Genomic DNA, 19,774 nt, shown 5'->3' with positions numbered 1-19,774 from the left:
ATACCGTTTTGCACCTGCCTGCGTCTCTCACGTCTCTCTCGTACCGGCCTGCAGTGCAATCCATCCTGCACCCTTCATGAAAAACGGCCGGCGCGCATTCGCGCTGCCGGCCGTCGCCCTGCTACCGCATTACTGCGGCGTCGGTTCGCCTTGCGGCGCGCCGTTTGCACCTTCATTCAGCAACGCCTTGGCCGACAAACGCACGCGACCCTTTTCGTCCGTCTGGATGACCTTGACCTTCACTTGCTGGCCGTCCTTCAGGTAGTCGTTGATGTCCTTGATGCGCTCGTTGGCGATTTCGGAGATGTGCAGCAGACCATCCTTGCCCGGCAGGATGTTCACGATCGCGCCGAAGTCGAGCAGCTTGAGCACGGTGCCTTCGTACACCTGGCCCACTTCGACTTCCAGCGTGATGTTCTCGATACGCTTCTTCGCTTCGGCCATCCCTTCGCTGCTCGTGCTGGCGATGGTGACGACGCCGTCGTCCGAAATATCGATCGTCGTGCCGGTTTCTTCGGTCAGCGCGCGGATCACCGAACCACCCTTGCCGATCACGTCGCGGATCTTTTCCGGGTTGATCTTGATGGTGATCATGCGCGGTGCGTAGTCCGACAGCACCGTGTTCGCGCCCGACACAGCCGCGGTCATCTTGCCGAGGATGTGCATACGGCCTTCCTTCGCTTGCGCGAGCGCGACCTGCATGATTTCCTTGGTGATGCCCTGGATCTTGATGTCCATCTGCAGCGCGGTCACGCCTTGTTCCGTACCCGCCACCTTGAAGTCCATGTCGCCGAGGTGATCTTCGTCGCCGAGGATGTCGGTCAGCACGGCAAACTTGTTGCCTTCCAGGATCAGGCCCATCGCGATGCCGGCGACGTGCGCCTTCATCGGCACGCCGGCGTCCATCAGTGCGAGGCAGCCGCCGCACACCGAAGCCATCGACGACGAACCATTCGATTCCGTGATTTCCGACACGACGCGGATCGAGTAGCCGAATTCGTCGGCGCTCGGCAGGCAGGCAGCCAGCGCGCGCTTGGCCAGACGGCCGTGACCGATTTCACGGCGCTTCGGCGAACCGACGCGGCCCGTTTCGCCGGTCGCGAACGGAGGCATGTTGTAGTGAAGCATGAAGCGTTCGCGGTACTCGCCTTCGAGCGCGTCGATGTTCTGCTCGTCGCCCTTGGTGCCCAGCGTTGCGACCACCATAGCCTGCGTTTCGCCACGCGTGAACAGTGCCGAACCGTGCGTACGCGGCAGCACGCCGGTACGGATTTCGATCGGACGCACCGTGCGCGTGTCGCGGCCGTCGATACGCGGCTCACCGTTCAGGATCTGCGTACGGACGATCTTGGCTTCGATGTCGAACAGCACATTGCCGACGCTAGCCTTATCTGCTGCAACCGTGCCGGCTGCCGCTGCTTCTTCTTCCAGCTTGGCCGACGTCGCTGCGTAGACTTCCTTCAGCTTGGTCGAACGGGCTTGCTTGTCGCGGATCTGATAAGCGGCGAGCAGATCGGCTTGCGCCAGTTCCGACACGCGTGCGATCAGCGGCTCGTTCTTGGCAGCCGGCTTCCAGTCCCATTCCGGCTTGCCGCCTTCGCGAACCAGATCGTGGATCGCGTTGATCGCGATCTGCATCTGGTCGTGGCCAAACACCACGGCGCCGAGCATCACTTCTTCGGTCAGTTGTTGCGCTTCCGATTCCACCATCAGCACCGCGCGTTCCGTACCGGCGACGATCAGGTCGAGTGCCGATTCTTTCATCTGCGGACGCGTCGGGTTCAACACGTATTCGTTGTTGATGTAGGCCACGCGTGCTGCGCCGACCGGGCCGTTGAACGGCAGACCGGAAATAGCGAGCGCCGCCGACGCGCCGATCAGCGCGGGAATGTCAGCGGGAATTTCGGGGTTCAGCGACAGGACGTGGATCACGACCTGAACTTCGTTGTAGAAGCCTTCCGGGAACAGCGGACGCAGCGGACGGTCGATCAGGCGCGAGATCAGCGTTTCGCCTTCCGACGGGCGGCCTTCACGGCGGAAGAAACCACCGGGGATCTTGCCTGCGGCGTAGGTCTTTTCGAGGTAATCGACGGTCAGCGGGAAGAAGTCCTGACCCGGCTTGGCGGTCTTGGCGCCGACCACAGTAGCCAGCACGACGGTGTCTTCGACATCGACGATCACCGCGCCGCTTGCCTGACGAGCGATTTCGCCCGTTTCGAGGCGAACCTTATGTTGGCCCCACTGAAATTCTTTGACGATCTTATTGAACATAGTCATTGCTTTTCCTCTTCGTTATGCCGCGCGGACCAGAAGCGGCGCGGCAACGCCAGGACCGGCGCCGCAGGGGAAGAGTAGTGTTATGCCATTCCAGAGAACCACGCCCTACGCAATGTACGCGCGCGAACCGCTGGAATGACACAAAGCTCTGCCCTGAAGCCCGGCCGTATTTCTGCTTTTTTGCTGCTTTTTTTACTGCTGTTTTCCTGCTAGCCGCCGCATGAACCGTCACGCTACCGCGGCCGACAGGCGGTGCACATCACATGAAGCGCACCGTTCAAAAACAAAATGCCTGTATCAGTGGAACTGACACAGGCATCTTGCTGAACGACTGGCCGATTACTTACGCAGACCCAGCTTCTCGATCAGTGCGCGGTAACGATCCGCGTCCTTACCCTTCAGGTAGTCGAGCAGCTTGCGACGGCGGCTCACCATGCGCAGCAGACCGCGGCGGCTGTGGTGATCTTTCGTGTGGGCCTTGAAGTGAACGGTCAGTTCGTTGATGCGGGTCGTGAGCAGCGCGACCTGCACTTCGGGGGAGCCGGTGTCGTTAGCTGCGCGTGCGAATTGCGCAACGACTTCGGACTTCTTGCTTGTTTCAACTGCGGACATGTCGATTTCCTTGAGAACTAGACAGGCGGTCACGGAAGAAAGGCCGTGCCGTGGATTACCCCGTATGCACATTACAAATTACAACCATGCAACATGCCTCACAACGGGACGCGTATTGTAGCACAGCCCAATTCGGCCGCGAACCCCGCTGTACCGGGCGGGATCGTGGCCAGCCTGCGTTTGCCCGGGCCTGCTTTACGGCCGCTTCATCTTGCACACGGCCGGCGGCGCAGTGCGCTCGGGCGACAAAGCCAGCACGGTGCGAAAACCATAGCCGGAGCCTTCGTTGTCGAACTTGACGCCCGGCGTGCCGGCCTTGTCCATTTCCATCACGTAAAGGGGCTGGATCAATTGATGGTCGTCGGCCCGCATCCACGAGGCGTGAAAGCCGTTGTCGAACCTGATCCCCTCCAGAGCCCGGGCGACGGCGGTCGGGTCGGCACTGCCGGCGCGGTTCATCGCCGCGGCGAGGGTTTCGATCATCAACGGCATGCGAAGCACCGGGTAGTCGTCCTGGGCAGCCGGGAAACGGGTGCGAAATGCGGCATACCATGCGTCGGAGGCCGCGCCGCCGGCGTTCGGGTGCCAATCGGCTACCGCGATCACATGTTTGACGCCGGCGTCACCTAACGCGGCAGGCGCGCCAAGACTGTTGCCGTAGAACGTGTAAAACCGGGTGTCCAGACCCTGCTCTCGCGCCGCCTTCACCAGAAGCGTCAGGTCGTTGCCCCAGTTGCCTGTGATGACCGCGTCCGCGCCGCTCGCACGAATCTTCGCGATGTACGGCGCGAAGTCCTTCACGCGGCCGATCGGATGAAATTCGTCGCCGACGACAGCAATATCCGGCCGCTTTGCCGCCAGCGTCGAGCGCGCGAGACTGCTGACATCGTGGCCAAAGCTGTAGTCCTGGTTCAGCAGATAAACCTTCTTCACCGCTTTGTCGCGCTGGATCACGTCAACCAGCGCGTCCATGCGCATGCCCGCATGCGCGTCGAAGCGGAAGTGCCAGAAACTGCAATTGGCGTTGGTCAAGGCGGGATCGTCGGCGGAATAATTGAGGAACAGTTCGCGATTAGCCGGCTCGCGGCTGTTCTGCTTCTCGATCGCGCCGATCAGCGCGGCCGCCACGGCCGAACTGTTGCCCTGCATGATGTAGCCGATGTGCCGGTCCGCGGCGGCGCGCAGTTGCACCAACGCCTCTTCAGCACTGCCCTTGCTGTCGAGCACGACCAGTTCGAGCGGATGCGCGCCGTCGGCGAGCTTCACGCCGCCTTGCGCATTCACCTGTTCGACGCCGAAACGCAGATTGCGCTCCACCGCCGCGCCGGCGTTCGCAAACGGACCGGACATGCCCTCGATCAGCGCCAGCTGGATCGGCGTACCGGCAGGCTTATTCGCCGGACTGCTCGCCGGACCCGACGCCGTGTCTGCCGCGGCATAAGCCGCCGCGGCGATCGAAATCGCCGCCAGCGCCATGACTGCCGTTGCTGCCGCCCGTTGCCACTTCGCCATCGTCATTGCCCCGCTTGATTCGTCGAAGCGCGGATCATAGGGCGTTCCAGGCGGAATAAGCAAGCCGGCGAATCCGTTACTGTCCTTCCAGCGACGTGTCGCGCGAAGCGCAAATCTTTTGCTGCCGCCCGTGTCAAAATAATGTGTCTCGATGATAAAAACCGCTATTCAAATGCCATCGGAGGAATTCATGTTCAACCGCCACCCATCCACGGCGGCCTCGATCGAAGCGCCGTCCGCCCCACGCCTGCGCCGCGCCGCGTTCATCTGCCTGAGCGCGCTGACGCTCACGGTGACGCTCGCCGGCTGCGTGCAGCCATGGCAGCAATACAGCCAGGGCGCGGACGAATCGACCATCGTCGCGCGTCTTGGCGCGCCGCGTGAAAGCTACGACCTGCCCAACGGCGGCAAGCGGCTGATGTGGCCGACCCAGCCGATGGGCGAGACCACCACCGCGGCCGACATCGACGCATCCGGCAAGATCGTCACCGTGCGCCAGGTGCTTCAGCCCATGGAGTTCTACCGGGCGGAAATCGGCAAGTGGACGAAGAGCGACGTGCTGGTGAACTTCGGCCGCCCAGTCGAAACCTCGTACTTCCCGTTGATGAAGCGTGAGGTCTGGACGTACCGCTACATGGAAGACAACGTCTGGTACATGATGTACAGCTTTTATTTCGACGATCAGGGCATCGTGCGGCTCACGCAAAAAACCCCTGATCCGCTCCACGATCCGGATCGCCGCAGCCTGTTCTGAGCACCCGCTCGAACCCATTGCGCATGAATCTGCAAAGCCGCCTCTTCAGGCGGCTTTTTTTTATTTATGGCGCATGCCGGCGAATTTTATTTCGCGCACAGCCGATTTATTTCTTGATAGAAAGGCTTTCGTAAGCATTGATTCGCGTTGCCCGTACCCACTGCGCTGCCCGTGCGCGGCCGGGATTCGGTTACGAGTCGGTGCCCCCACCTACGGAGCCGCTATCCATGAACCGTCCCAAACGCCTGCTGGTCGCCAACGTTGCATGGGCGCACGAAACCGCCGCGCGCAACCCCGAATTTTTTCGTGATCTGGTGCGGGGCCAGAATCCGCACGTGCTGTGGGTCGGCTGCTCGGACAGCCGTGTGCCCGCGGAAACCATCACGCATTGCGAGCCGGGCGATCTGTTCGTTCACCGCAACATCGCCAACCTCTTTCATCCCGACGACGACAACTCCGCCAGCGTCCTCGAATATGCGGTGCGGGTGCTGAAGGTGGGGCACGTGATCGTCTGCGGTCACTATGGCTGCGGCGGCGTGCGCGCCGCCCTGCTGCCGCCGGAACCGACGCTGCCGCACGTGAATCGCCGGATCGCGCCGTTATGCGCGCTGGCAAAAGCACATGGCGACGAACTCGGGAGTCATGCGAGCGAGCAGCAGCGTGTTAACCGCCTCGCGGAGCTGAACGTGCTCGAACAGGTGCGCCAGTTACGCGCGAGCCCGATCGTGCGGGACGCCGACCCGGCACCGCTCGTTCACGGCTGGATCTTCGCGCTCGAAGACGGTCGCATCAAGGTGCTCACGTCCGGCTACGAAGCCGACGACGCGATGACCTGCGCGACGGCCGCCCATAGCGCCGCATAGCGCATGCGTCTCTCACGAACCGGCCTCGGCATGGCCTTCGCCGCACACGCAACGCCAAACACTACCGCACGGACCCTATGAACCTTCGAGCTTTCTTTTCCACGTTTCAGCGCGATCTGCTAGCAGGCACGGTCGTTTTTCTGGTGGCGCTGCCGCTCTGTCTGGGTATCGCCAATGCGTCCGGCGTCGAGCCGTTTGCCGGACTTGTATCGGGCATCGTCGGCGGCCTCGTGGTTGCCGTGCTGAGTGGCTCGCGATTGAGCGTAAGCGGGCCGGCGGCGGGCCTCGTCGTGATCGTCGTCGACGGGATCGCGCAACTCGGCAGCTTCTCCGCGTTCCTGCTGGCCGTATTGCTGTCCGGTGCGATCCAGTTCGGCTTCGGCATGGTGAAGGCCGGCAGATTTGCCGCCTATGTGCCGTCACCGGTGATCAAGGGGATGCTCGCGGCGATCGGCGTGCTGCTGATCGTCAAACAGTTCCCGCTTGCGCTCGGGCTGTTCAACTCCAATGCGTCGGATGGAACGCAAGCTGCTGTTCAAATGGCCGGTAGCATCACGACGCCGTTCGGCTCGATTTCACTCGCGGCCTGCGTCATCACATTGCTGTCGCTGGCGATTCTGGTGGGCTGGGAAACACGCGCGCTGCGTCGCTTTGCGTTGGTGCGGCTCGTGCCGGCGCCGCTCGCGGTGGTTCTGCTGGGCATCGGCGCGACGCTGTTGCTCAGTCTGCTTGGCCCGTCGTTCGCGCCGCCTGCCGAGCATCGCGTCGCGCTGCCGTCGCTCGAATCGTTCGCCGCGTTGCAACTCGCCCTCGCATGGGCCGACTTCGGGCCGCACTTCACGCAGTTGATCAATCCTGACGTCTGGCGCGTGGCCATCACACTGGCGATCGTCGCGAGTCTCGAAACGCTGTTGAGCCTAGAAGCGGTCGAGCAGATCGACCCCGCCCGACGCACCGCGCCGCCGGATCGCGAATTGAAAGCACAAGGCGTGGGCAATCTGATCGCCGGCGCAATCGGCGGCCTGCCGATCACCTCGGTCATCGTGCGCAGTTCCGCCAATGTGCATGCGGGCGCGCAGAGCCGCCTGTCCGCGGTTATTCATGGCGTGTTGCTGCTGGTAAGCGTGTTCGCGTTGACCAGCGTCATCAACCTGATCCCGCTTGCCTGTCTTGCAGCGATTCTGATTTTCACCGGTGTGAAGCTCGCCAAGCCGTCGTTGTTCGTCGCCGTCGCCAAGCAAGGCTTCGCGCCGTTTGCGCCGTTCATCGTCACGCTGGTCGGCGTGCTCGCCACCGATCTGCTGATCGGCATCGTGCTCGGCATTCTGTGCAGCGTGCTGCTCGCGCTGTATGCGAACCTGCGCAGCCCGATCGTGCTCGCGCAGCACGGCGATCACTATCTGCTGTCGTTTCGCAAGGACGTGTCGTTTCTCGGCAAGGTGCCACTCAAGCACTATCTGCAGCAGATTCCCGACGGCGCGACCTTGATCGTCGACGCAACGCGTGCCGATTTCGTCGATCACGACGTGCGCGAACTGCTGGATACGTTTGTCGCCGATGCACCGCGCCGCGAGATCGCGGTGGAAGTACGGCATCAGGTCCAGGCGCAGGCACGCGCGGCGCGCGGATGGTCGATGCGGCGCGCAGCGGCGGAGTAGTTTCAGCGCGCGGTAACTCAGCGCGGTAGTCACGAGGAGGAGACACCACAAAAGCAGGAAGCCCCGTGCTTTTCAGGGCACGAGGCTTCTTAACAATCCGGTTCAGCGGGCACGCAATCAGCGCACCGGCTTCTACTACTCCGAACGCTGCGGATTCAATTTATCGACATTCGAATACAGCTTGTTGAGCGCCGAGATATACGCCTTCGCGGAAGCCGCGACGATATCCGGATCGGTGCCCACGCCGTTCACGATGCGCCCGCTCTTCGACAGCCGCACGGTCACTTCGCCCTGCGCCTGCGTACCGGTTGTGATGGCGTTCACCGAATACAGCAGCAGCTCCGACCCGCTCCCCACTTCGGTTTCGATCGCATTGAGCGTGGCATCCACCGGACCGTTGCCGCGTGCTTCGCCGGTCACTTCCTTGCCTTCCACCGAGAACACGATCTTCGCGTGCGGCTGCTCGCCGGTTTCCGAATGCTGCGACAGCGACAGGAACTTGTAGTGCTCCTTTTCCTGCGCTTCAGCCGATTCCTCAGTCACGATCGCGATGATGTCTTCATCGAAAATTTCCGACTTGCGGTCGGCCAGTTCCTTGAAGCGTGCGAACGCGGTATTCAGTTCGCCTTCGCTATCGAGCGCGATGCCCAGCTCCTGCAGACGTTGCTTGAACGCATTGCGGCCCGACAACTTGCCGAGCACGATCTTGTTCGCGCTCCAGCCCACATCTTCGGCCCGCATGATTTCGTACGTGTCGCGCGCTTTCAGCACGCCGTCCTGGTGAATGCCGGATGCGTGCGCAAATGCGTTCGCGCCGACCACCGCCTTGTTCGGCTGCACGACGAAACCGGTGATCTGCGACACCAGCTTGGAAGCCGGCACGATCTGCGTCGTATCGAGCCCGATGTCGAGGCCGAAGTAATCCTTGCGCGTCTTCACCGCCATCACGATTTCTTCGAGCGACGTATTGCCCGCGCGCTCGCCGAGACCGTTGATCGTGCATTCGACCTGACGCGCGCCGCCGATCTGCACGCCGGCCAGCGAGTTCGCCACCGCCATGCCGAGGTCGTTATGGCAATGCACCGAGAACACGGCCTTATGCGAGTTCGGAATCCGCTCACGCAGTGTTTTCACGAGCTGACCGTACAGTTCCGGCACGCCGTAGCCGACCGTGTCCGCGATGTTGATCGTGGTTGCGCCTTCGGCAATCACCGCTTCCAGCACGCGGCACAGGAAATCCATGTCCGAGCGGCTGCCGTCTTCCGGCGAGAACTCGACGTCGTCCGTGAACTTGCGGGCGAAACGCACCGCCAGCTTTGCCTGTTCGAACACTTGATCCGGCGTCATGCGCAGCTTCTTTTCCATATGCAGCGGCGACGTTGCGATGAACGTGTGGATGCGGAAATGATCGGCCGGCTTGAGTGCGTCAGCAGCGCGTTGAATGTCTTTGTCGTTCGCACGGGCCAGCGAGCAGATCGTGCTGTCCTTGATCAGGCCCGCGATTGTGTGAATCGAATCGAAGTCGCCATTCGAGCTGGCCGCGAAGCCCGCTTCGATCACGTCGACCTTCATCCGTTCGAGCTGCTTCGCGATACGGATTTTTTCTTCTTTCGTCATCGACGCGCCGGGCGATTGCTCGCCGTCACGCAACGTGGTGTCGAATATGATCAGTTTGTCGGCCATGTCGGGTCTCCTGAGGAGTCGTTCAATTGTGGGGAGCGGATATTCTGGAATTCGGGTGTTTGCGCCACCGCTGGCGACGCGATAAACCGCAGACGAGGCAGACGGAGGGCGGAAACGATCAGCGCGTTGGACGCGCCAGCACGAGTACGCTTGGGTGCGCCCCGGCTTTTGTTGAGGCTCGCGTTGCAGTTCACGCATTACAGAGCAAATAGAAACGTGAACGCATTCATCGAACGACTATAGCGACATTCCCGTCATCGTGCAATTAGCGTCCGACCTGCCTGCCACCCGCCGCCGGACGGGTCTGACAACAAAAAAACGGCAGCCCGAAAGCCGCCGTTTTTCCGTGTCACCTGCATGAAAACAAGATGCGCAATTACCTGTCCCGCGCCACCGACCGAGCCGGATTCGCTCTGCCCCGCAGCGCCTGGTAGCCCCAGAACGCATAGCCCGACAGACCGTACAGCACGAACAGGCCGAACAGCATCAACGGCGGATCGGACGACACCAGCACGAACGCCACCACCACCAGCAGAATCACGCCGAACGGCACGCGGTGCCGCACGTCGAGCGCCTTGCCGCTATAGAACGGCGCGTTCGACACCATCGTCACACCGGCGTAGATGGTCAGCACGAAAGCGACCCATGGCAGCCACACCAGCTTGAGCGGCACGCGGTTGTCGGTGGCGAGCCACACGAAACCGGCGATCAGCGCCGCGGCGGCCGGGCTCGGCATACCCTGGAAAAAGCGCTTGTCGACCACGCCGATGTTCGTGTTGAAGCGCGCGAGACGCAACGCCGCCCCTGAACAGTAGACGAACGCAGCGAGCCAGCCCCAGCGGCCGAGATCCTTCAGGATCCACTCGTACATGACGAGCGCCGGCGCCACGCCGAACGACACCATGTCCGAGAGACTGTCGAACTGTTCGCCGAACGCGCTTTGCGTATGCGTCATGCGGGCGACCCGGCCGTCCATGCCGTCCAGCACCATCGCCACGAAAATCGCGATTGCCGCGATTTCGAAGCGCACGTTCATTGCCTGCACCACGGCAAAGAAGCCGCAAAAGAGCGCGGCGGTGGTAAACGCGTTCGGCAGCAGGTAAATGCCGCGTTTTCTCAGGAACTGCTGACGCTGGGCGCGCCGGCTGTCGACTACCGGCGACTCCGCCGCGATCGGCTTGTTACGGCGGAACGGACGCGGCAGCGGTCCGCTGTTGCGGGGTCGACGCGGTTTGAATGCGGCCATTCGGAAAACCTCCTTGGTGCCGCTTTATAGTTCAGCGAGGATCGTGGACGACGCCGAAACCTTCTCGCCGATCGACACACGCGGACGGCTGCCAACCGGCAGATACACGTCGACGCGCGAGCCAAAACGGATAAATCCATAACGTTGGCCACGCGTGAGCGGCTCGCCGGCTCGCACATAGCAAAGAATGCGCCGCGCAATCAGACCGGCGATCTGCACCGAGGTCACCGTCTGGCCGCCGGCCATTTCGATCACCACCGCATTGCGTTCGTTTTCGGTCGAAGCCTTGTCCACGGCGGCATTCAGATACGCGCCCGGGAAATATTCGACCTTGGAGATCGCGCCATCCACCGGCGAGCGTTGCGAGTGGACATTGAAAACGTTCATGAACACGCTGATCTTCAGCGCTTCACGGTTGGCATACGGATCATGCGCTGTCTCGACTGCGACGATACGGCCGTCCGCCGGGCACAGTACGGCGTTCGCCTGAGTCGGAATCGGGCGAGCCGGATCGCGGAAAAACTGCACGACGAAGATCAGGATCAGCCAGAACAGCCATGCAAAGCCGAATCCGCCGAAGGCATGAACCAGTAATGCAACGACGGCCGCGATGGCGATAAACGGCCAGCCTTCTCGCGCGATGATCGGATGAGGGTAATTCATGGATGGCTTCTGTATTTTTGTAAAACCGTAGGATAGCAAAAGCCGCCCAGGGTTCAGCACCCTTGGACGGCTTTTTGCATTACCGGCCGCTGCGACGAGGTGCCGCGCCGGTCAAGATGCCATAAAGCTGGCTTCTTAGTTCTTCGACTGGTCGACCAGCTTGTTTGCAGCGATCCACGGCATCATCGAACGCAGCTTCGCGCCCACCGTTTCGATCTGGTGCTCAGCCGTCAGACGGCGGCGCGATTGCAGCGTCGGTGCGCCGGCCTTGTTTTCGATGATGAAACTCTTCGCGTACTCGCCGGTCTGGATGTCCGTCAGCACAGCCTTCATCGCCTTCTTCGTTTCAGCCGTCACGATACGCGGACCCGTCACGTACTCGCCGTATTCGGCGTTGTTCGAGATCGAGTAGTTCATGTTCGCGATGCCGCCTTCGTAGATCAGGTCGACGATCAGCTTCAGTTCGTGCAGGCATTCGAAGTACGCCATTTCCGGCGCATAACCCGCTTCCACCAGCGTTTCGAAGCCGGCCTTGATCAGGTCGACCGTACCGCCGCACAGCACGGCCTGTTCGCCGAACAGGTCGGTTTCCGTTTCTTCGCGGAAGTTCGTTTCGATGATGCCGGCACGGCCGCCGCCGTTCGCTGCCGCGTACGACAGAGCGATGTCACGCGCTGCGCCCGACTTGTCTTGCGCAACCGCGATCAGGTGAGGCACGCCGCCACCTTGCGAGTACGTACCGCGAACCGTGTGGCCCGGCGCCTTCGGCGCGATCATGATGACGTCCAGATCCGCACGCGGGATCACCTGACCGTAGTGCACGTTGAAGCCGTGTGCGAAGGCGAGCGCTGCGCCTTGCTTGATGTTGGCGTGCACTTCCTTGGCGTAGACGTCAGCGATCTGCTCGTCCGGCAGCAGCATCATGACGACGTCCGCGCCCTTGACGGCTTCCGCCACTTCCTTGACTTGCAGGCCGGCGTTCTCAGCCTTGCTCCACGATGCGCCGCCCTTGCGCAGACCGACCGTGATGTTCACGCCGCTTTCCTTCAGGTTCAGCGCGTGAGCATGGCCTTGCGAGCCATAGCCGATGATGGTGACTTGCTTGCCCTTGATGAGGGAGAGGTCGGCGTCCTTGTCGTAGAAAACTTTCATGTCGGTTCCTTGGCTAAATTCGGTGAAATCGGTGAAATACAAATACTGCGAATGGTGTGTTGCCTGACCGGGTTCTTGAAGGCACTGCCCGGCTTCGATCGAGACGGTTGCGAATCGTCGATAAGCGCGACTCAAACCTTCAGAATGCGCTCGCCGCGGCCGATGCCCGAACTGCCCGTACGGACGGTTTCGAGAATCGCAGTCGCGTCGATCCCTTCGATGAAGGCATCGAGCTTGTCGCTCGCGCCCGTCAGTTCGATCGTGTAGGTCTTTTCGGTGACGTCGATGATGCGGCCGCGGAAAATATCCGACATCCGTTTCATCTCCTCACGTTCCTTGCCGACCGCCCTCACCTTGATCAACATCAGCTCACGCTCGATGTGGGCGCCCTCGGTAAGGTCGACCACTTTCACCACCTCGATCAGGCGGTTCAGATGCTTCGTGATCTGTTCGATCACGTCGTCCGAGCCAATGGAGACGATGGTCATGCGCGACAGCGATCGGTCTTCGGTCGGCGCCACCGTCAAGGTTTCAATGTTGTAGCCGCGTGCCGAGAACAGCCCCACCACGCGTGATAACGCGCCCGGTTCGTTTTCCAGCAGGACAGAAATAATGTGTCTCATGTTTCGCTTCTTCCAGATGTTTTGTCGATGTCTGCGAACGGTTTCGCGCCGCTTCGTCCGCCTTCGCCCTTTTTGAAGGCGTGCATGACGAAGCCGACGCTAGAAACCGTCGTTATAGATCTTCCGAACCCATGAGCATCTCCGTGATGCCCTTGCCGGCCTGAACCATCGGCCAGACGTTTTCGGTCGGATCGGTCTGGAAATCGAGAAACACCGTGCGATCTTTCAGACGCAGCGCTTCCTTCAGCGCCGGCTCGACATCGGCCGTGCGTTCGATACGCATGCCGACGTGGCCGTACGCTTCGGCGAGCTTCACGAAATCCGGCAGCGCATCCATATACGAATGCGAATAGCGCTTGCTGTATTCGATCTGCTGCCACTGGCGCACCATGCCCAGATAGCGGTTGTTCAGCGAAATGATCTTGATCGGAGTCTCGTACTGCTTGCAGGTCGAGAGTTCCTGGATACACATCTGGATCGAGCCTTCGCCCGTGATACAGAGCACGTCGTCGTCCGGGTGCGCCATCTTCACGCCCATCGCCGCCGGCAAGCCGAAGCCCATCGTGCCGAGACCACCGGAATTGATCCAGCGGCGCGGCTTGTTGAAGCGATAGAACTGCGCCGCCCACATCTGGTGCTGGCCGACGTCGGAACACACGAAGGCATTGCCGTCCGTCAGTTCCCACGCCTTTTCCACCACGTACTGCGGCTTGATGATGTCGCTCTTGCGGTCGAACTTCAGGCAGTCTTTGGCGCGCCAGGCTTCGATGTCCTTCCACCAGTCGGCGAGCGCCGCGGTATCCGGGCCATGCTCGGCCGTTTGCAACTGCTCGATCAGCTCCTTCAGCACTTCCTTCACGTCGCCGACGATCGGAATGTCGACCTTGACGCGCTTGGAGATGGAAGAAGGATCGATGTCGATATGGATGATCTTGCGCGGGCGCGACGCGAAGTGCGCCGGGTCGCCGATCACACGGTCGTCGAAGCGCGCGCCGATCGCGATCAGCACGTCGCAGTGCTGCATCGCCATGTTGGCTTCGTACGTGCCGTGCATGCCGAGCATGCCGAGGAATTTCTTGTCGCTCGCGCGGTAGCCGCCCAGACCCATCAACGTATTGGTGATCGGGTAGCCGAGCAGATCGGCGAACTGGTTCAGCTCACGCGATGCATCCGCGAGGATGATGCCGCCGCCGGTGTAGATGTACGGACGCTTGGCCGACAGCAGCAAGGCCACGGCCTTGCGGATCTGGCCGGAGTGACCTTTCGTGACCGGATTGTACGAGCGCAGCGAAACGCTCTTGAGCGGTTCGTACTGGCACGGCGTCTTCGACACGTCTTTCGGAATGTCGATCAGCACCGGGCCGGGACGGCCGGTACGGGCAATGTAGAACGCTTTCTTGACGGTAGCGGCGAGGTCGCGCACGTCCTTCACGAGGAAGTTGTGCTTCACGCAAGGACGCGTGATGCCGACCGTATCGCACTCCTGGAACGCATCCTGGCCGATCGCGGCGGTAGGCACCTGGCCGCTGATCACCACCATCGGAATCGAATCCATGTAGGCGGTGGCGATGCCGGTCACCGCATTGGTGACGCCGGGGCCGGAGGTCACGAGGCACACACCCACTTTGCCGGTGGAACGCGCATAGGCGTCAGCGGCGTGGACTGCGGCTTGTTCGTGGCGCACGAGGACGTGCTGGAATTTGTCCTGCTTGTACAGCTCGTCGTAAATGTAGAGTACCGAGCCGCCGGGATAGCCCCAGATGAACTCGACGTCTTCGTCGGCCAGTGCCTTCATGAGCACGGTGGCGCCGATAGAGTCAGCTTCGGGATGGAGGGTCGTATCCGACGTGGAGAATTCCGCGCTGGGCATATTCATTTATTCACCTTTCGAATTTTCGGCAAAAAATTGATCGGGTGCTCTCTGCCGGGCTTGTGGCTCGGGTTCAAGCGGCGCGTCCAGTTGACAGGTGAGCTTCTTGGGCCACACCTCAATTGAGACAAGTCACTTATGTTGCGAACCAGCGACGATATCTGCAGATGTCCGCGCGGTCAAGCAAATATTGCCGTGGCGGCCTCCCTCCAATCTCAATATTGACCGAAACCTTGTTATCGAGATGCAAGGTAGGGCGGGTTTCGCCCCAGCGGCGCGAAAGTTTGTTAGCATCCGCGAGTTTTACGACATTTTTCGACCGATTACGCGCACGCACGCTGCGCCGACCCCCAAACGGATGGCATCAGACAAGGAACTCGCCGATTTTCTGGCGGGCGTCGAAAGGCGCGCATTCAAGCAGACGGTCTACGCCGTGCGGGACGACGACGCCTCGCTCGATATCGTGCAGGACGCGATGATCAAGCTCGCCGAAAAATACGGCGACCGTCCGGCCGCCGAACTTCCGCTCCTGTTTCAGCGTATTCTCCAGAATGCGATGCACGACTATTTCCGTCGTGCCAAAGTGCGCAACACGTGGGTTAGCCTGTTTTCTTCACTCGGCAATGCCGACGACGACGAATTCGACCCTCTCGAAACATTCGAGGCGCAGCAAGGTTCGGCGGGCTCGGAGAGCAACGAACAGAAACTCGAACGCGAACAGGTCTTACAGTTAATCGACGACGAGATCCAAAAGTTACCGGCACGTCAACGGGAGGCGTTTCTCATGCGTTATTGGGAAGATATGGATGTCGCCGAGACTGCCGCCGCGATGGGCTGCTCCGAAGGCAGTGTGAAAACGCACTGCTCGCGGGCCACCCACACGCTGGCGCAAGCGCTCAAGGCTAAAGGAATCACGCTATGAGCTCCCTGGAAACCAAAGAACTCGAGTTCGCCCGCCAAGTGCGCCGCGCGCTCGACGAAACCGCCGCCAGCATGCCGGCCGCCACCGTCGACCGGCTCGCCGTGGCGCGCCGCGCCGCGCTTGCTCGCAAGAAGCCCGAAACCGTGAGCGCCCCGGTATTCGTGCCCGCCTTCGCCGGTGCCGGCATGGCGGCTGGCATGCCGCAACTCAACATGCCGCAGCGCCGCCGTTCGCCGCTGCGCCGCTTTGCGCTCGCCTGGCCGCTGGTCGCGCTGGTCGTCAGCCTCGTGGGCATCGCCTACTGGGAAGACCAGCAGCGCACCGCCGAACTCGCCGATATCGACGCAGCCATGCTAAGCGACGACTTGCCGCTCAATGCCTATCTCGACCACGGCTTCAACGCGTACCTATCACGCGCCCACTGAGCGGGAGATTCTTCGGGTGAGTTACAAGCGCGGCCTGGCCGTTGTTTTCGGATGCGCGATCGCGGCTCTGGTGTCGTTCGCCGCGACGTATCCGCGCTTTTATCCGAGCCCGTCGACCGCCAGCGCGCCTGCTGCCGGCGGCAACCCGACCGCAAAAGCGCCCGCGCCCACCCTCGCCGTCGAATTGCCCGGCCTGTCCAACAGCAATAGTCCGATGGCGTGGTCGCGCCTGAATTCGGCCGAACATCTTGCGCTCGCGCCGTTCGCCAGCGTCTGGGATTCCTTTAGCGACGAACGCAAGCGAAAATGGATCAAGATCGCGGCACGTTATCCGAAGTTATCGCCTGATGCACAAAAACGCCTGCATGACCGAATGACTGAATGGGTGCGTATGACCCCCGATCAGCGGCGCGTTGCGCGCGAAAACTACCAGGTGTCGAAGGAATTGCCGCGCGAAACCCGCCAGAATGCGTGGAAGACGTATCAGCAATTGCCGGAAGAGCAGAAGGAACGGCTCGCCGCGAGCGAGCGCAAACGGCGGCCTAGCGTCGTCAGCGCGCCGCCGTCCGGCAAAACCGAGATCAAGGGTATCGACCGCCTGGTCAATGCCCGGGAGCATGGCGCGAGCGGTGCCGCAGCGGTGAGTGCCGCGGCGGCCGCTCCCCTGCCGAGCCCCCCCGTCACGCCGGAGATTCCTGCTGCGGGCAGCTTCGTGCCCGCCACGCCGCTACCGGTATCGCCCGCTGAGGCGCCGTCGATCTTCAACGGCTCCTGAGCCGGGCCCGCCCGTGTCCCAGCCGCTCGCCACCTCGACCCTGCCCGCCGATTCATCCGGCACCGCGCCCACCGTCCGCCGCCGCCTCGCGGCGCTGCTCTACGAAGCCGTGATCCTGTTCGGCGTCGTGTTCATCGCGGGCTATCTGTTCAGCACGTTGACGCAGCAGCGCAACGGTCTGACCCACCACAACCTGCTCGCAGCGTGGATCGGCTTCGTGGTCGGGCTGTATTTCGTCTGGTTCTGGACCCACAGCGGCCAGACGCTGCCGATGAAAACGTGGCGCCTGCGCGTCGTCGCCGCTGACGGTGCGCCGCTGTCCACGGGCCGCGCGATCGCTCGTTACGTGCTGGCGTGGCTGTGGTTTTTACCGCCGCTCGCGCTACATCCGTTGCTGAACCTCGCTGTGCCGCAAACGCTGCTGGTCGCGGCGCTCTGGTTCGTGCTATGGGCCGCCACCGGCCGCTTCGATCCGCAGCGTCAATTCCTGCACGACCGCCTCGCCGGCACGCGCGTCATCGGCGTCGCGCAGTAAGCTCACTGACCTGAGCGTTTCGCAATTCACGCCGCCGCGCCCGCGGTTCGCGCTCGCCTGACTGCGATTGCCGCTCGCCACAGATCTCGTCCGCACCGTTGTCTTCCGACACAGTAATAAGAACTTCTCGTGACTGTCACGGCACGGTCACGCGCGGCTGGCGCAATACGGGCACCGCAACTCGACGCGTGAGCCATGGACCCCAAAACGTCCGCGACTTCCCTGTTCCGCCAGACCGGCCCGAGCGTCGACCCTGTCGCGTTCCGCCCGGAACCCAACCCTAGTCACGGACTGCCGCTGCCCGTGCCGTCACTGCCGCTCGACGCGCACGCCAGTCGTCACGACGACGACCACGCCGAGCCGCACCGCTACCGCACCATCTGGCTATCCGACATCCACCTCGGTTCGAGCGGTTGTCAGGCGCCGTATCTGCTCGACTTCCTGAGGCACAACGAGTCGGAATACCTGTACCTCGTGGGCGACATCATCGACGGCTGGCAGTTGAAAAAAGGCTGGTACTGGCCGCAGGCGCACAACGACGTCGTGCAGAAGGTGCTGCGCAAAGCGCGCAAAGGCACCCAGGTCATCTACGTCCCGGGCAATCACGACGAAGCCGCGCGCCAGTTCTGCGACCTCGCATTCGGCGACATCCACGTACGCGGCGAAGCATTCCACACGACGCTCGCCGGCAAGCGCCTGTGGATCGTGCACGGCGATCTGTTCGACGGCGTGATCCAGCACGCCAAGTGGCTCGCCTATCTCGGCGACACGCTCTACACGATGATCCTGATCCTGAACCGCTGGTTCAACCGGATCCGCAGCCGCCTCGGCTTCCCCTACTGGTCGCTGTCGCAATACCTGAAACACCAGGTGAAGAACGCGGTGAATTTCATCTCGTCGTTCGAGCGCGTGATGACCGACGAAGCACGCCGCCGCGGCTGTGACGGCGTGGTCTGCGGACACATCCATAAAGCCGAGATCCGCGAGATCGACGGCGTGCTGTATTGCAACGACGGCGATTGGGTCGAAAGCCTGTCGGCACTCGTCGAGACGTATGAAGGCGAACTCAAGGTGATCTACTGGACTGTGATGCGCGCACCGGAAGTCGGCGTGCAAAAGGCCCGGGCGACCGCGTAGTCCCTCTCCACTTCTATTGGGCCGAAACCGATGAAGATCATGATCGTCACCGACGCATGGGAACCGCAGGTCAATGGCGTCGTGCGCACGTTGAAAAACACTACGCGCGAGCTCACTGCACTCGGCCACCACGTCGATCTGCTGACGCCGCTCGAATTCAAAACGATTCCGTGCCCGACCTATCCCGAGATTCGCCTGTCGCTGCTGCCGCGCCGCAAGCTCCATCAGCGGATTGACGAATTCGCGCCCGACGCGCTGCACATCGCCACCGAAGGCCCGCTCGGCATGGCCGCGCGTTCCTATGCGATCAAGCACAAGCTGCCGTTTACAACCGCTTATCACACGCGCTTTCCCGAATACGTGCAGGCGCGTTTCGGCATTCCGCTCGCGCTTACCTACAAGTTTCTGCACTGGTTCCACAAGGCTTCGCTGGCGGTGATGGCGCCCACGCCGGTGGTCAAGACCGACCTCGAAAAATTCGGCTTCACCAATGTGGTGCTGTGGACCCGCGGCGTCGACCTCGACATCTTTCACCAGATGGACTCGAAAGTGCTCAACACCGCGCGGCCGATCTTTCTGTACGTGGGGCGTGTAGCGGTCGAGAAGAACGTCGAGGCGTTTCTCAAACTCGACCTGCCCGGCTCGAAGTGGGTAGCGGGCGAAGGCCCGGCGCTCGCCGAACTGAAATCGCGCTATCCGCAAGCGAATTACCTGGGCGTCCTGACGCAAGCTGAACTGGCCAAGGTCTATGCGGCCGCCGACGTCTTCGTGTTCCCGAGCCGCACCGACACCTTCGGACTCGTGCTGCTCGAAGCGCTGGCCTGCGGCACGCCGGTCGCGGCGTATCCCGTGACCGGCCCGATCGACGTGCTCGGCGACGGCGGCGCGGGCGCGATGCACGAAGATTTGCGCGAGGCTTGCCTCGAAGCGTTGAAGATCGAACGCAGCCACGCACGCGCATGGGCCGAACGCTTCTCGTGGGCGGCGGCATCCGAACAGTTCGCGGCGCATCTGAAGCCGCTGCCGCGCACGTCGTACAGCGAGGAAAGCGCCGCCGCATGACGCGA

The 19,774-nt window shown here is 62.0% G+C and carries 18 protein-coding genes; 9 read left to right on the top strand and 9 right to left on the bottom strand.

The genetic code is table 11. The annotated features are described in order from the left end of the window. Positions 1–129 precede the first annotated feature (129 nt). The 3 genes from pnp to ACOSV0_RS05250 form a co-directional block, all read right to left on the bottom strand. Positions 130–2,277, bottom strand: a complete 2,148-nt coding sequence (gene pnp, locus ACOSV0_RS05260) for a polyribonucleotide nucleotidyltransferase (RefSeq protein WP_434109179.1) — start codon at positions 2,275–2,277, stop codon at positions 130–132. Between the two features lie 339 nt (positions 2,278–2,616). Then, positions 2,617–2,889: a 30S ribosomal protein S15 gene (rpsO, locus tag ACOSV0_RS05255; protein ID WP_011487489.1), complete on the bottom strand. Its 273-nt coding sequence runs from the start codon at positions 2,887–2,889 to the stop codon at positions 2,617–2,619. A 195-nt stretch (positions 2,890–3,084) separates the two neighbouring features. Beyond that, positions 3,085–4,407: a branched-chain amino acid ABC transporter substrate-binding protein gene (locus ACOSV0_RS05250; protein WP_434110172.1), complete on the bottom strand. Its 1,323-nt coding sequence runs from the start codon at positions 4,405–4,407 to the stop codon at positions 3,085–3,087. A 184-nt stretch (positions 4,408–4,591) separates the two neighbouring features. On the opposite strand from ACOSV0_RS05250, the gene ACOSV0_RS05245 reads away from it, so the two are divergent. The 3 genes from ACOSV0_RS05245 (at position 4,592) to ACOSV0_RS05235 (ending at position 7,676) form a co-directional block, all read left to right on the top strand. Further along, complete coding sequence (locus tag ACOSV0_RS05245) at positions 4,592–5,155, top strand: hypothetical protein (RefSeq protein WP_434109177.1); 564 nt, start codon at positions 4,592–4,594, stop codon at positions 5,153–5,155. A gap of 227 nt (positions 5,156–5,382) precedes the next feature. After that, positions 5,383–6,018, top strand: a complete 636-nt coding sequence (locus ACOSV0_RS05240) for a carbonic anhydrase (protein WP_434109176.1) — start codon at positions 5,383–5,385, stop codon at positions 6,016–6,018. Positions 6,019–6,095: 77 nt separating this feature from the next. Continuing rightward, entirely contained in the window at positions 6,096–7,676 is a 1,581-nt protein-coding gene (locus tag ACOSV0_RS05235) for a SulP family inorganic anion transporter (protein WP_434109175.1), read from the top strand. A gap of 135 nt (positions 7,677–7,811) precedes the next feature. Here ACOSV0_RS05235 and ACOSV0_RS05230 read toward each other — a convergent pair whose 3' ends face one another. The 6 genes from ACOSV0_RS05230 to ACOSV0_RS05205 form a co-directional block, all read right to left on the bottom strand. Next, positions 7,812–9,359 carry a 2-isopropylmalate synthase gene (locus tag ACOSV0_RS05230; protein ID WP_434109174.1) on the bottom strand — a complete coding sequence of 516 codons (1,548 nt, stop codon included), beginning with the start codon at positions 9,357–9,359 and terminating at the stop codon, positions 7,812–7,814. Positions 9,360–9,735: 376 nt separating this feature from the next. Further along, entirely contained in the window at positions 9,736–10,605 is an 870-nt protein-coding gene (gene pssA, locus ACOSV0_RS05225; RefSeq protein WP_434109172.1) for a CDP-diacylglycerol--serine O-phosphatidyltransferase, read from the bottom strand. Positions 10,606–10,629: 24 nt separating this feature from the next. Next, positions 10,630–11,268 carry a phosphatidylserine decarboxylase gene (locus tag ACOSV0_RS05220; protein ID WP_434109171.1) on the bottom strand — a complete coding sequence of 213 codons (639 nt, stop codon included), beginning with the start codon at positions 11,266–11,268 and terminating at the stop codon, positions 10,630–10,632. 135 nt (positions 11,269–11,403) lie between these two features. Next, positions 11,404–12,420 carry a ketol-acid reductoisomerase gene (gene ilvC, locus ACOSV0_RS05215; RefSeq protein ID WP_025496089.1) on the bottom strand — a complete coding sequence of 339 codons (1,017 nt, stop codon included), beginning with the start codon at positions 12,418–12,420 and terminating at the stop codon, positions 11,404–11,406. 131 nt (positions 12,421–12,551) lie between these two features. Then, positions 12,552–13,043, bottom strand: a complete 492-nt coding sequence (ilvN, locus tag ACOSV0_RS05210; RefSeq protein ID WP_011487482.1) for an acetolactate synthase small subunit — start codon at positions 13,041–13,043, stop codon at positions 12,552–12,554. Positions 13,044–13,155: 112 nt separating this feature from the next. Continuing rightward, a complete protein-coding gene (locus tag ACOSV0_RS05205; protein WP_434109170.1) occupies positions 13,156–14,919 on the bottom strand; it encodes an acetolactate synthase 3 catalytic subunit in 1,764 nt (587 codons plus the stop codon). A gap of 352 nt (positions 14,920–15,271) precedes the next feature. Here ACOSV0_RS05205 and ACOSV0_RS05200 point away from each other — a divergent pair, with 352 nt between their 5' ends. The 6 genes from ACOSV0_RS05200 to ACOSV0_RS05175 all read left to right on the top strand — a co-directional run bounded on the left by ACOSV0_RS05200 (position 15,272) and on the right by ACOSV0_RS05175 (position 19,769). Beyond that, a complete protein-coding gene (locus tag ACOSV0_RS05200; RefSeq protein ID WP_054034971.1) occupies positions 15,272–15,835 on the top strand; it encodes an RNA polymerase sigma factor in 564 nt (187 codons plus the stop codon). Next, the gene (locus ACOSV0_RS05195) at positions 15,832–16,260 is read left to right on the top strand and encodes a DUF3619 family protein (RefSeq protein WP_434109169.1); all 429 of its coding nucleotides are present in this window, start codon (positions 15,832–15,834) and stop codon (positions 16,258–16,260) included. The genes ACOSV0_RS05200 and ACOSV0_RS05195 overlap by 4 nt, the downstream gene beginning before the upstream one ends. Before the next feature lie 16 nt (positions 16,261–16,276). Continuing rightward, entirely contained in the window at positions 16,277–17,035 is a 759-nt protein-coding gene (locus tag ACOSV0_RS05190; protein ID WP_434109168.1) for a DUF3106 domain-containing protein, read from the top strand. A gap of 13 nt (positions 17,036–17,048) precedes the next feature. Then, positions 17,049–17,570 carry an RDD family protein gene (locus tag ACOSV0_RS05185; protein WP_434109166.1) on the top strand — a complete coding sequence of 174 codons (522 nt, stop codon included), beginning with the start codon at positions 17,049–17,051 and terminating at the stop codon, positions 17,568–17,570. A gap of 195 nt (positions 17,571–17,765) precedes the next feature. Further along, positions 17,766–18,707: a UDP-2,3-diacylglucosamine diphosphatase gene (locus ACOSV0_RS05180; protein WP_434109164.1), complete on the top strand. Its 942-nt coding sequence runs from the start codon at positions 17,766–17,768 to the stop codon at positions 18,705–18,707. 30 nt (positions 18,708–18,737) lie between these two features. Continuing rightward, positions 18,738–19,769, top strand: a complete 1,032-nt coding sequence (locus tag ACOSV0_RS05175) for a glycosyltransferase family 4 protein (protein WP_434109163.1) — start codon at positions 18,738–18,740, stop codon at positions 19,767–19,769. The last annotated feature ends 5 nt before the right edge of the window (positions 19,770–19,774 follow it).

The sequence above is a fragment of the Paraburkholderia caffeinilytica genome, from assembly GCF_051027425.1.
Lineage (GTDB): Bacteria > Pseudomonadota > Gammaproteobacteria > Burkholderiales > Burkholderiaceae > Paraburkholderia > Paraburkholderia caffeinilytica_A.
Note: the sequence above shows the minus strand (reverse complement) of the source record. Positions and strands in the feature narration are given on the sequence as shown.